10 protein-coding genes are annotated in these 12,672 nt (G+C 60.0%); 4 read left to right on the top strand and 6 right to left on the bottom strand.

The genetic code is table 11. From position 1 onward, the window contains the following. Nucleotides 1-449 precede the first annotated feature (449 nt). The 6 genes from AKL27_RS25585 to AKL27_RS25560 all read right to left on the bottom strand — a co-directional run bounded on the left by AKL27_RS25585 (nt 450) and on the right by AKL27_RS25560 (nt 8,427). Entirely contained in the window at nt 450-1,358 is a 909-nt protein-coding gene (locus AKL27_RS25585) for a cation diffusion facilitator family transporter (protein ID WP_050465729.1), read from the bottom strand. 13 nt (nt 1,359-1,371) lie between these two features. After that, the gene (locus AKL27_RS25580) at nt 1,372-4,590 is read right to left on the bottom strand and encodes a CusA/CzcA family heavy metal efflux RND transporter (protein ID WP_050465728.1); all 3,219 of its coding nucleotides are present in this window, start codon (nt 4,588-4,590) and stop codon (nt 1,372-1,374) included. A 30-nt stretch (nt 4,591-4,620) separates the two neighbouring features. Continuing rightward, nucleotides 4,621-6,204 (bottom strand): efflux RND transporter periplasmic adaptor subunit, encoded by a 1,584-nt coding sequence (locus tag AKL27_RS25575; RefSeq protein WP_050465727.1) that lies wholly within the window; start codon nt 6,202-6,204, stop codon nt 4,621-4,623. 10 nt (nt 6,205-6,214) lie between these two features. Beyond that, on the bottom strand, nt 6,215-7,480 hold the full coding sequence (locus AKL27_RS25570) for a TolC family protein (protein ID WP_050465726.1): 1,266 nt from the start codon (nt 7,478-7,480) through the stop codon (nt 6,215-6,217). A 119-nt stretch (nt 7,481-7,599) separates the two neighbouring features. Next, entirely contained in the window at nt 7,600-7,968 is a 369-nt protein-coding gene (gene czcI, locus AKL27_RS25565) for a cation efflux protein, CzcI family (protein ID WP_050465725.1), read from the bottom strand. A gap of 135 nt (nt 7,969-8,103) precedes the next feature. Next, the gene (locus tag AKL27_RS25560; protein ID WP_050465724.1) at nt 8,104-8,427 is read right to left on the bottom strand and encodes a DUF4148 domain-containing protein; all 324 of its coding nucleotides are present in this window, start codon (nt 8,425-8,427) and stop codon (nt 8,104-8,106) included. 301 nt (nt 8,428-8,728) lie between these two features. Here AKL27_RS25560 and AKL27_RS25555 point away from each other — a divergent pair, with 301 nt between their 5' ends. From AKL27_RS25555 to AKL27_RS25540, 4 genes are all read left to right on the top strand, one after another. Beyond that, nucleotides 8,729-9,418, top strand: a complete 690-nt coding sequence (locus AKL27_RS25555; RefSeq protein ID WP_050465723.1) for a heavy metal response regulator transcription factor — start codon at nt 8,729-8,731, stop codon at nt 9,416-9,418. Continuing rightward, nucleotides 9,415-10,854, top strand: a complete 1,440-nt coding sequence (locus tag AKL27_RS25550; RefSeq protein WP_050465722.1) for a heavy metal sensor histidine kinase — start codon at nt 9,415-9,417, stop codon at nt 10,852-10,854. Before AKL27_RS25555 ends, AKL27_RS25550 begins: the two co-directional genes overlap by 4 nt. Then, nucleotides 10,851-11,465 (top strand): hypothetical protein, encoded by a 615-nt coding sequence (locus AKL27_RS25545; RefSeq protein ID WP_050465721.1) that lies wholly within the window; start codon nt 10,851-10,853, stop codon nt 11,463-11,465. The genes AKL27_RS25550 and AKL27_RS25545 overlap by 4 nt, the downstream gene beginning before the upstream one ends. Nucleotides 11,466-11,556: 91 nt before the next feature. Beyond that, on the top strand, nt 11,557-12,606 hold the full coding sequence (locus AKL27_RS25540) for a S66 peptidase family protein (RefSeq protein ID WP_083439300.1): 1,050 nt from the start codon (nt 11,557-11,559) through the stop codon (nt 12,604-12,606). Nucleotides 12,607-12,672: the final 66 nt, after the last annotated feature.

Here is a 12,672-nt window from a genome sequence, read left to right as displayed (position 1 = left end):
CATGAGCGGCCGGTTTTCATCAGAACGTTGCATCATCCGGGCAAAAACATGACGCCTGTCTGCGGCGCTGCACCCATCGGACAAGGTACTGCAAATACCCCTTTTTTACTATGCATTACGAGGGGAACAGGTGCTTGTGATTCTGCGTCAGCGATAACATATTGTCAATGCGGAATCTTGTTAATGCACACATATTGTTGAAAGGCACATCCATTGAAACGATATCAATTTGCCATCAATTGACGAGGCCGATGACAAAATCCCGCGACATGCCCTGCAACAACTATAGCAGCCAATCACAAGTTCTGTTTTTCAGGGAGGACGGCGACGACCGGCGTCTGCGCAACGCCCGCAAACGCGGGATGGCAAAGGGAATGACCAGGATGCTCGCGGGCCGGTTCACGGATCGGCCGCGGGCTCGGGGTCAGGCGTGGCAGACCGGCGCTGCCTCAGAATGCATGTGCACCCTGCGCCTGCTCACATGGCGTGTCTTCCAGTTGAATGGTGGAGTGATGAATGTCGAAGCGCTCTGCCAGCGCCGCCCGGATCGCCACCAACAACGCACTCTGGCTCTGCTGCCGCTCGCTGATGCTGAATACCACATGCGCCGTCAGGCTGGTCTTGCCGCTGGAAATGGCCCACACGTGCAGATCATGCACGCTGAGCACTTGCGGGCAAGCGAGGATGGCTTGCTCCACCACCGCCAGATCGATACCTTCCGGCACCCCTTCCAGCAAAATATGCAGACTTTCCTTGAGCAGCATCCAGGTGCGCGGCAATACCCACAAGCCAATGCCGACCGCCACCACCGAATCCACCCAGCTCCAGCCGGTCCAGCGGATGATCAGGGCCCCGGCGATCACGCCGATGGAGCCCAGCATGTCGCTCCAGACTTCCAGATAAGCGCCCTTCAGATTGAGACTGTGGTCTTTGCCGGTGCTGAGCAAACGCATGCTGATCAGATTCACGATCAGCCCCAGTACCGCCACCACCAGCATGCCATTGGATTGAATCTCCAGCGGCTGGCTCAGCCGCACCCAGGCTTCATACAAAATGTACAGCGCCACCAGAAACAGCAAGATGGCATTGAACGCGGCAGCCAGAATTTCAAATCTGGCATAACCGAAAGTACGCCGCGCATCCACTGCCCGTTTGCCGATGCGTATCGCCAGCAAGGCAATCGCCAGCGCGGCGCTGTCGGTAAACATGTGCGCCGCGTCGGAGATGAGCGCCAGACTGTTGGTCCAGATCCCGGCCACGACCTCCGCAACCAGAAACAGCGTGGTCAGGACCAGCGCGATCCACAGCGCCCGTTCATTATTGCTGCCGGGGACGGCATGAGAATGTCCTGCGCTCATCTGCGGTACTCCTTCATGGTTTTAGTGCACGCCTCGCGAGCCGTGCCGTCAAGCGCTGCCACCAGCCCGGCTGCGGCTGGCCGGAAGTTGCACCGGCATCGGCATCGGCCTCGCCGGCATGTGCCATCTTATACAACAACGGCAACACCAGCAGCGTCAGGATGGTGGACGACAAGATACCGCCGATCACCACCGTTGCCAGCGGCCGCTGCACTTCGGCGCCGGTGCCGGTGGCCAGCGCCATCGGCACGAACCCGAGCGAAGCCACCAGCGCCGTCATCAGGACCGGTCGCAGGCGGGTCATGGCACCCTCATGAATGGCCTGATCCAGTGACCGGCCCTCCTCGCGCAAGCCGCGAATGAACGACAGCATCACCAGGCCGTTGAGCACCGCCACCCCGGACAGGGCAATGAAGCCGACCGCCGCCGATATCGACAACGGTATGCCGCGCATCCACAAGGCCACGATGCCGCCGGTCAGGGCAAACGGAATCCCGGTAAACACCAGCAAGCCATCCTTGACGTTGTTGAACATCGCAAACAGCAAGACGAATACCAGCAACAAGGCTGCCGGCACCACGATTTGCAGGCGGCGGGTGGCCGATTGCAGATTTTCGTATTGGCCACCCCAGGTGGTCCAGTAACCAGCCGGTACTTTGACTTGCTGCAATTGCTGTTCGGCTTCCGCCACAAATGATCCCAGATCGCGCCCGCGCACGTTGGCGCTGACCACAATCCGGCGTTTGCCGTTTTCGCGACTGACCTGATTCGGCCCCGGCGACACTTCCAGCGTGGCGATTTCACCGAGCGGGATATAACTGGTCTTGAGCCGGCCATCGCTGCCCGGCGCCAACGGAATCGGCAACCGCTGCAAGGCATCGATATCGTTGCGCGCCTGCTCCGGCAAACGCACGATGATGTCGAAACGGCGGTCGCCCTGAAACAGGGTGCCGGTTTCCTTGCCGCCAATCGCCATCGCAATCGTGTCCTGCACGTCAGCCACGTTGAGACCGTAGCGCGCGGTCTTTTCGCGGTCGATGCCGACCGTCAGCATCGGCAAGCCGGTGGTTTGTTCGACCTTGACTTCGGTTGCGCCGGGAATCTTTTCCAGCACTGCCGAGATCTTCTGGGCGGTGTCATTCAACACCTCCATTTCATCGCCGAACACCTTGACCGCCACATCGCTGCGCACGCCCGAAATCAATTCGTTGAAACGCAGTTGAATCGGTTGCGAGAACTCATAGCTGTTGCCCGGAATAGCCGATACCGTGGCTTGTATCGCCGCCAGCAATTCATCCCGGGTTTTCACCGGCCGCGGCCATTCGCTTTGCGGCTTGAGCATGATGTAGCCATCGGAAATATTCGGCGGCATCGGATCGGACGCCACTTCGGCGGTGCCGGTACGGGCAAATACCCGTTCGATTTCCGGGAATTTGTCCTTCAGGCTGCGTTCCAGTTGCTGCTGCATCGCGACCGACTGCGTCAGGCTGGTGCCGGGGATGCGCAAGGCCTGAATCGCCAGATCCCCCTCATTCAGGCTGGGAATGAACTCGCTGCCCAGTCGTGCGCCCAGCAGCGCGCACAACAGAATCACCGACGATGCCGATACCAGCACGATGGCCTTGTTGGCCATCACCCGCAGCAACAACGGTTCATAGACCCGTTTGGCAAAACGCATCAGGCCGTTTTCCTTTTCCGCCACGCGCTCGCCGATGAACAAGGCAATCGCTGCCGGAATGAAGGTCACCGACAAAATCATCGCGCCCAGCAAGGCCGCCACCACGGTAAAGGCCATCGGCTGGAACATCTTGCCTTCCACCCCGGTCAGCGCAAACATCGGCAGATACACGATCATGATGATCAGTTGCCCGAACAGCAAGGGCCGCCGGGCTTCCTGTGCCGCCGCAAAGACTTCATGAAAACGCTCGCTGCGGGTCAATGGCCGGCCATGCCGTTGCTGCGCATGCGCCAGACGGCGGACGCAGTTTTCCACGATCACCACCGCGCCATCGACAATGATGCCGAAGTCGAGCGCACCCAGACTGAGCAAGTTGGCGCTGACATGATTCGATACCATGCCGGTGAAGGTAAACAACATCGCCAGCGGAATCACCATGGCGGTAATCAGCGCCGCACGGATATTGCCCAGGAACAGGAACAGCACGGCAATCACCAGCACCGCACCCTCGATCAGATTTTTCTTGACCGTATTGATGGCCTTGTCGACCAGTACGGTGCGGTCATACACGGTGATCGCCTGTACGCCTTCCGGCAGCGTGCGATTGATTTCCACCATTTTCTTGTCGACCGCTTGCGACACCGTGCGACTGTTCTGGCCAATCAGCATGAATACCGTACCGAGCACCACTTCGCGGCCGTTTTCGGTCGCCGCGCCGGTACGCAGTTCGCGACCGATGCCAACCTCGGCCACATCGCGGATGCGAATCGGCACGCCCTGCACATTGCCGAGAATGATATTGCTGATATCGTCAATCGAGCGCACCTGGCCCGGGGCCCGGATCAGATATTGTTCGCCGCGCTTTTCAATATAGCCGGCACCGACATTGCCGTTGTTGCGCTCCAGCGCGGTCGCCACCTGTTGCAAGGTCATGCCATAGGAAGCCAGTTTTTCCGGCGATGGCGCGACGTGATATTCCTTGGCATAACCGCCAATCGAATTGATCTCGGTCACGCCCGGCACATTGCGCAACTGCGGCTTGATGATCCAATCCTGGATCTCGCGCAGATCGGTCGGGGTATAGGCGCTGCCGTCGGGCTTTTTGGCACCGTCTTTGGCTTCTACCGTCCACAGATAGATTTCACCGAGACCGGTGGAAATCGGCCCCATGGCCGGATCGATGCCGGGCGGCAGTTTGCTCTTGGCATCCTGAATCCGCTCGTTGACCAGTTGCCGCGCAAAATAGATGTCGGTGCCGTCCTTGAAGATCACCGTGATCTGCGACAAGCCGTAACGCGACAAGGACCGCGTCTGCTCCAGATTGGGCAGGCCGGACATCACCGTTTCAATCGGAAAGCTGATGCGCTGCTCGGTTTCCAGCGGTGAATAGCCGGGTGCAGAAGTATTGATCTGGACCTGCACATTGGTAATGTCAGGCACCGCGTCAATCGGCAATTTCTGATAACTGTAAACACCATAGGCGGCCATGCCGAACACCGCCAGCAATACCAGCCAGCGATGCTCAATGGCAAATCGAATAATGCGTTCAAACATGATTAGCGTCTTTCTCGCGTGAGTGCAACATCAGTGCGCATGTTCTGCGCTGCCCTTGCCCTGCTCGGCCTTGATCGTGAAACTGCCGGTGGCGGCGTAACGCGTACCGGCGGTCAAGCCCTTGACGATTTCAATCTGTTTGCCATCGGAACGTCCGGTGGTGACTTCCTGTGCCACGAAACCGCCCGCTACCCGGATGAACACCACGCTCTTCTGATCGATGGACTGGATCGCATCCACCGCGACCGCCACGCCGACCTCGGCTTCCTGCGAAAACACTTCAACATTCACGAACAGGCCGGGACGCCAGGTGTTGCCCGGATTGGGCAGCGCTACATAGGCTTTGGCAGTGCGCGTCTGTTCGCCCAGCAAGGCACCGACATACGACACCTTGCCGTGCACCGACGAATCGAACGAGGTCGCCCGGATGGTGGCGTTTTCGCCGACGCGCACGGTATGCAGATCTTTGGCGGCGACCACGAATTCAGCCCACACCACCGACAGATCGGAGATCGTGAAAATGCTGGCGTCTTCCTTCACCGCCTCGCCCAGCGCAATATGTTTTTCCACTACCATGCCATCGAACGGCGCCCGGATTTCATATTGATTGAGCTGACCACCGCCGCTGCCGGCACCGATTGCCGTCAGCTTTTGCTGGGCATTGCGCAGCGCAATCTCGGCTTCGCGCAAGCTCTGCTGGGCTTGCAGGTAATCCTGATGGGCCGAGATTTTCTCTTCCCACAGTTTCTTTTCGCGCTCATGCGATGAACGCGCCAGCGTCAGGCGCTGTTGCGCCGTCAGCAATTCGCTGCGCTGCTCGGATACCGCGCTGCTGCTGATCACTGCCAGTACTTGTCCCTTCTTGACTTGCTGGCCGAGATTCACGCGCACCGCATCGACCACGCCGCCGACCCGCGGCACCACGTGGGCCGTGCGATCTTCATTGAAACGAATTTCACCGGGCAGCAACAAGCCGGACTTGATACGCAACGGCGCCGCCGTCGCCAGCGTGATATCGGCCGCCTTCAACTGGGCATCGCTCAGTTCGATCTTTCCTTCTTCTTTGGAAAAATGAAAATCATGGCTGCCCTTGGCCGTGGTCACCGTGAACTCAACCTCGAACAGATGCGGTTCGGCGATATTTTGCACACTCTTGAGGGCATTCTTGTCGGCCACGAAACGCAATGACTCCGGCGCTTGTCCGGGACGTTCCAATTGCGCCTTCACTGTCAATGCGGCCGGCGCCAGCGGCTGATTCTGGTCGCTGGCGTAAATCATGAATGCCGCCGTGCTGCCTTGTTCTGCCAGCACCACCTCGAAGCTGAAATCGCCTTTGACGAACAAGGTGCCGCCATGCGGGCCTTTGGCAGCTTTGCCAGCGCCTGCATGATGTTCGCCATCGCCATGTTGACCGGCATCCTGATGATCGTCTGTTTTTGCCTTGGCGCTGTCGTGATGCTCGCCGTCATCATGCCCCTTGCCTTCGCTGTGACCATGTCCGGCTTCAGCCTCGGCCGCACCGGAGGCAAATTTGCCGCCGCTCAGGATCAGACCGGCCAGCAGTGCCGTCACCGCCACAATGCCGGCGATTGCCATTTTTTGTTTCTTGTTCATGAATTCCCCGCTATTTTGTCAATTCGTCGTCGCCCAGCAGGTGGTCGATATCTGCCGCTGCGCCATGGCCTTGGGACAGCGCCCGCAAATGCTGCAATTTGGCTTGAAACAAGGTGCGTTGCGCGTCCAGCACTTCCAGAAAACTGAACTTGCCGAGCTCAAAACCTTTGCCAGCGGCATCGTAGGCACTCTGCGCTGCCGGCAAAATGTCTTGCTGCAAGGCGCCGGCTTCCTGATGCGCGTTGCGCAAACGTTCATAGGCTTCGGCCACTTCCAGATCGAGCCGGTTTTCCGCCAGTTGCAATTCATCGCGCGCCTTGTCGGTGCGCGACAAGGCTTCCCGCAGATTGCCCTGATTGCTGTCGAACAGCGGCAATGGCACGGAAACGCCGATGACCCACATGTTGCGACGCGCTTCCTCGTCACGTTTGCGGCCCAGACTGACGGTCAGGTCCGGCACCCGCTTGCTGCTTTCGACCCGCGCCAGTGCCTGGCGTCGCGTGACTTCGATTTTTGCCAGCCGCAATACCGGTGCATTCGGCACCCGCGCCACGATATCGGCAATCTCGGGCAGCGCCGGCAAACCGTCCAGCCGCCCCTCGACATTGGCATAGCGCAGCGCGTTGTCGCCCCACAATGCGGCCAGCCGTTTGCGCGCCGTGATCAATTCACTGGCGGCCTGATTCAACTCCAGCCGCGCGCTCGATTCGACCACCCGTGCCTTGGTTTCTTCGACCGGTGAAATCTTGCCGGCACTGACCCGGCGGGTCGCCATGCCGGCCGCCGTGGTGGCCAGCTTCAGGGTTTCCTGCGCCAGCCGTTGACGTTCCTGGGCGCCGAGCACGCCAAAATAGGCGGTCGTCACCGCGCTGCGAATTTCACCGCGCTTGACCGCCAGTTCCAGCATCGCCGCATCGCGACCGCGTTCAGCAGCATCCATGCGGGCGCCGCGTTTGCCGCCCAGCTCAATCGCCTGATTCAGTTGATAAGTGGTGGTGCGCGTGGATTTGCGCGTGTCTTCCATGGTCGCCGCCAGTTCCGGATTGGGGCGCGCGCCGGCTTGTTGCAGCGCGCCCTCGGTCGCTTTGACTTCATTGCCGGCGGCGGCAATGCCGGCATTTTTTTCCAGCGCCAGTGCCTGTGCTGCCGGCAAGCTCAACAGCGGCTGCTCATCGGCTACGGTGCGCGCCGGTGACGGCGTTGCCACCGAAAACTGTGCCGCTGCCGGGTTGGCGAGCAGGCACGCCAATCCCAGCCAATAGGGGAATTTGTACATCGAGTTCTCCGGTTCAATAAGGAAAAATCGGCGGGCAGCAGGAATGAATATCCCTCAGAAACGTTTCAAGGTATCTTCGGAAATTCGTGCAAAGTCGGCACAACGCTTGCCTCGCCGTGTTACGCGGCGAAGCTCCAGTCGGGCTCTTCAGGGGTGTCGGCGATATGCGACCGATAGCGGGGAGATACAGACAGACCAAAGGTGTCGGGCACCGATGGCACCGCGCCGTTGTATTGGAACGACGACACCAGCTTGCCGCAGGAGAAATGCGAAAAATCGCATTCGGCGTCAGTCACGTCGACGCTTTTCCGTTCCGTTTTGGATATTTCGGCATGGTGCTCCGGGACGGCATGATCATGATGACCAAAGTGTTGCGGATCGGATTTGGAAAGCACTTGCTGCTCATGCTGGCAATAGGATGCCACCATCGCCCAGGACATCTGGAATGGCACTATCGTCAGCAACAAAATGAGGAGCAAGCGTTTCATGGCAGCGGATTATAGCGCGACCCAAATCAGCAGCGGCACTTTATGATGAGATTTCACGAACATGCACATGCCAGGAGAAGTTTCCCTTGGCATCCCGACCCGATACCAGTCTGTCTTGCCACCCCGCCGGCGGACTCAGGCACCGGCATACAGATCGTCATCATGCGGTGCCATGTCTTGCTGCACCTCGCTGCGGGTCTTGCTGCCGGGTACCGCCGGGAGCACCGGATAGCGGTTGCCGACTGCCACCAAACCGCGCTCGCGCGCACGCTGCAACTCGGCGGTCACTTCGGCACGGGTTGTACCGGACTGGAACACGATCACCGGATAATTGTTGCCGGCGCTCATATTGGCCTTGTCGGCCGCAGCGCGGGTCGGCGCCGTGCCCGGCGGTTGCGCCAACGCGCTGGCAGCGGTGACGGTCAACGCGATAGCGGCAAAGATGTGTTTGGCATTCATGGTTACTCTCCTTAAAGATTCAGATCGAAATTCACGCTACGGTCGGCCACCGGTTGCAGATGCATCGTTCAGGTTTGCGTCGGGACGGATGTCCGCTTTCGCGTACCGTGTCGGGTGGCTTATCGTTGATATAAATTGTAGCGATCATGTCTGAACGGCAACATTGCAGATGCATTACAAATTTGTAATGATCACGACGCCGTTAATGGGAGAAAATCAGCATTGCACCAGAGCGGTTGTTCCGGGCGGGCTGGCGCTCACGTGTGTGCATTTCCTTTCACCCTGATAGCCAAACTCTCTTATGCGTATCCTGTTAGTCGAAGATGAAACCAAGGCCGGCGAATATCTGCGCAAGGGGTTGATCGAGTCAGGCTTCATCGTCGACTGGATGCGTACCGGCCCGGATGGCTTGCATCAGGCATTGAACGAAAAATACGATCTGATCATTCTGGATGTCATGCTGCCGGCGCTCGATGGCTGGCAACTGCTGCAACAACTGCGGCAGACCAAAGACACCCTGGTATTGTTTTTAACGGCACGCGACGACGTCGAAGACCGGGTCAAGGGCCTGGAACTCGGTGCCGATGACTATCTGGTCAAGCCGTTCGCCTTCACCGAGCTGCTGGCGCGCGTGCGCACCCTGTTGCGCCGCGTGCCGACGCGCGAGTCGCAGCAAATCGTGGTCGGCGATCTCAGTATTGATGTGCTCAAGCGACGCGTGCTGCGCGGCGCCGACCGCATCGAATTGACCACCAAGGAATTTGCGCTGCTGTATCTGCTGGCGCGACGGCGCGGTGAAGTCTTGTCGCGTTCGTTGATTGCCTCGCAGGTATGGGACATGAATTTCGACAGCGATACCAACGTAGTGGACGTTGCCGTGCGCCGCCTGCGCGCCAAGCTCGACGATCCGTATCCGGTCAAGCTGATTCAGACCGTGCGCGGCATGGGCTATGCGCTGGACTCGGATGAACCAGCGGTGCCGGCGCCATGAAATTCCGGCGCCAGATCATCCGCCCGGCTTCGCTCACCACCCGTCTGGCGTTGTGGTTTGCACTGGCCGCGATACTCACCTTCACCGGCGTCGGCACCTATCTGTATCACTCGCTGGCGGCACGCCTCGAACAACGCGACGATCAGGAACTGTTGGGCAAGATCGGCCTGTTGCGCCATATCGCGCAAGAGGCTGGCTCCATCGCCGCGATTCGCGCCGATCCGCATGGCTTCATCGATGCCGTCAGCGGCCACGACAAGATGAGCGTTATCCTCAGGTCCAAGGACGCCACGCTGATTCTGCATGATCAGGAACAGCAAGGCGAATTCCCGACGCTGCCGGCAACGCCGCTGGCCAGCATGCCGCAACGCCCGGCAATCGTGCAGATCAACGATTCGGCCGGCCAGCCGGCGCGCGCGGTGGCGGCCGAAGCACGCATCAAGGCCAGCGGCGAACTGCTCGACATCACGGTGGCGCGCATGACTTCTGACCGCATGGAAATCCTCGACAATTATCGGCACGAGGTGTGGCTGGCAGCCGGTTGCGGCACATTGCTGGCGGCCTTGCTCGGTTTCTTTCTGGTGCGGCACGGCTTGCAGCCGGTGCGCAAGATCGCGGCGCTGTCGCACTCGATCACCGCCCATCGTCTCGACACCCGCATCGATGTCAGCACTGCACCGCAAGAGTTGCAGGAAATGGTGCAGGCCTTCAACGCCATGCTGGACCGCTTGCATGACAGCTTCCTGCGGCTGAGCCAGTTCTCGGCCGATCTGGCGCACGACTTGCGCACCCCGGTCAACAATCTGATGGTGCAGACCCAGGTCGCCTTATCGCAATTGCGCAGCATCGATGACTATCAGAACCTGTTGATTTCCAACGTTGAGGAATACGAACGACTCAGTCGCATGGTGGAAAACATGCTGTTCCTGGCGCGTGCCGAACATGCACAGATCATCAGCCATGCCGCCACGCTCGACGCCCGCGTTGAATTGCAGTGCGTGGCCGATTACTTTGAAGGCGTGGCCGACGAAGCCGGTATCAGTATCGCCGTGCATGCCAGCGGCACAATCGTCGCGGATCAATTACTATTGCGGCGGGCGCTCGGCAATCTGACCGCGAACGCCGTGCGCTATACCGCGCCGGGACAACGTATCACGCTGTCGGCCAACACCAGTGGCAACTGCACGACGGTTTGCGTCAGCAATCCCGGCAGCGGCATTGCGGCACAACATCTGAACCGGCTGTTTGATCGCTTCTACCGGGTTGATACCGCGCGCGCCAATTCGTCGGCGGCAGCCGGACTCGGGCTGGCAATCGTACAATCGATCATGCAACTGCACCACGGCAGTGTCGGCGTCAGCAGCGAGATCAATGGCAACACCGAATTCCGTCTTGAATTTCCGAGCAGCCAGGCCAATCAGGGAGAAGCATCATGAATCGCAAACAGGCGTTGATCATCATCGGCGGCATGGCCAGTCTGTTCTTGAGCGGCTGCGCCCAACTGGTGCCGCCGCATCATCCGCAACTGCCATTGTCGCCGGGTGCGCTGGACGGACGGGTCCGCGGCGTGCTCGATGCCAATGCGCTGGCCGTGGATCGCAGCCCCTGGCCTTGTCTGGCAGCGTTGCCGCCAGAGGTGGTCATCGCCAGCAGCTGGTTTGTGGTGGATTACCGCCTGCCCACCGATCCGCATCGCCAGCAAGGTATCGCCAAAGAAGTACCGCAACTGCCGGTCAGCGTCGGCGATCACGTTGAAGTATTTCCCGGCAACTGCCAGCGCGGCGAACTGGCACGCATCGGCGCGATCCTCGCCGCCGAACTGCCGGATGCCGATGTGCCCGTCAGCGTACCGGCCAGGGTGGCACCTGCTGCTCCCGCACCTGTTGATCCTGCTGCCGCCTCTGCTGCAAATCCGGGCACCGTGTCCGCCGCTGAACCCGTTACCGGATCGGTCACGGTACCTACGGCGGAGTCCGTCACGCAACTGGGACCGGTGAATTCGCAAGACGGCATGCCGGCTGATACATCGCGGCCACCATCACGCTAAACCGCATCTGACAAGAGCGCCAAATACCATTTGGTGGCAACGCTGCGCACCATTACAATGTCATTTTGATAATTGTTAATGGAGAGCAACAATGAACTCACGCCGCCGTTTCCTTCTGCAATCCGGCATGTTGTGCTCCAGCGCCGCCCTTACCGGCTGTACCGCCTTTGGCCCGGCCAGCCCGGATGCCGGGAACGCGCGGCAAAACCTGGTGGCGGTCCCGGCCTTGCGGCGCGGCGCCGTGGTCGGCGTCATCGCACCGGCCTCACCGGCCAACGGCAAAGCGCAAGCCGCCGCCGACTGGCTCACGGCGCAAGGTTTCCAACCGCGCATTTATCCCGGCGCCAGCCACGATCACAACGACTATCTGGCCGGCGACGACGATGCCCGTCTGGCCGACCTCCATGCCGCCTTCAGCGCGCGCGATGTCAGCGCCATCATTTGTCTGCGCGGCGGCTACGGCAGTACCCGTTTGCTGGATCAGGTGGATTACCCGCTGTTGCGCCGCAATGCCAAGATCTTTGTCGGCTACAGCGATATCACGGCACTGCACGCGGCAATCGGGCAACGCGCCGGGTTCGTGACCTTCCACGGTCCGATGGTGGCTTCCGATTTTTTGCGCGACAAACAGGAACCCACGGTCAGCGGCTTGTTCAACATGCTCACTGGCGGCGTCGCCAGCGGCAGCTGGTTGTACCAGCCAGCGACCCTGCCATTGCATACCATCAGCAGCGGCGTTGCCCATGGTCGTCTCGGCGGCGGCAATCTGAGCATGATCGCGGCACTGCTCGGTACGCCTTATGAACCGGATTTCCGGGACAGCATTTTATTCATTGAAGATGTCGGCGAAGCCCCCTACAAAATTGATCGTCTGCTGACCCAGTTGCGGCTGGCAGGAAAACTGCAGCAAGTGCGCGGCGTACTGGTCGGCAATTTTGCTGACACCGGCGCCGCCGGCAGCGACGCACAGGCCCGTATTGACCAGTTGTGGCGGCAAATGCTGCAACCGCTGAAGGTCCCGGTGCTGGCCGGCTGGCACAGCGGTCACTGCAATCCCAATCTGACCCTGCCACTCGGCGCCAGCATTACGCTGGACGCTGACCGTCAGGGCGTGCAACTGCGACAGGCGGTGGTGGTGTAACGGCACTACGCCGCCGTTGCAGGTAAGCCAGAATCTCGCCGACGATACCCTTGCGGAATGCCAGCA

It is taken from the genome of Herbaspirillum autotrophicum, assembly GCF_001189915.1.
GTDB classification, from domain to species: Bacteria; Pseudomonadota; Gammaproteobacteria; order Burkholderiales; family Burkholderiaceae_D; genus Herbaspirillum; species Herbaspirillum autotrophicum.
Note: the sequence above shows the minus strand (reverse complement) of the source record. Positions and strands in the feature narration are given on the sequence as shown.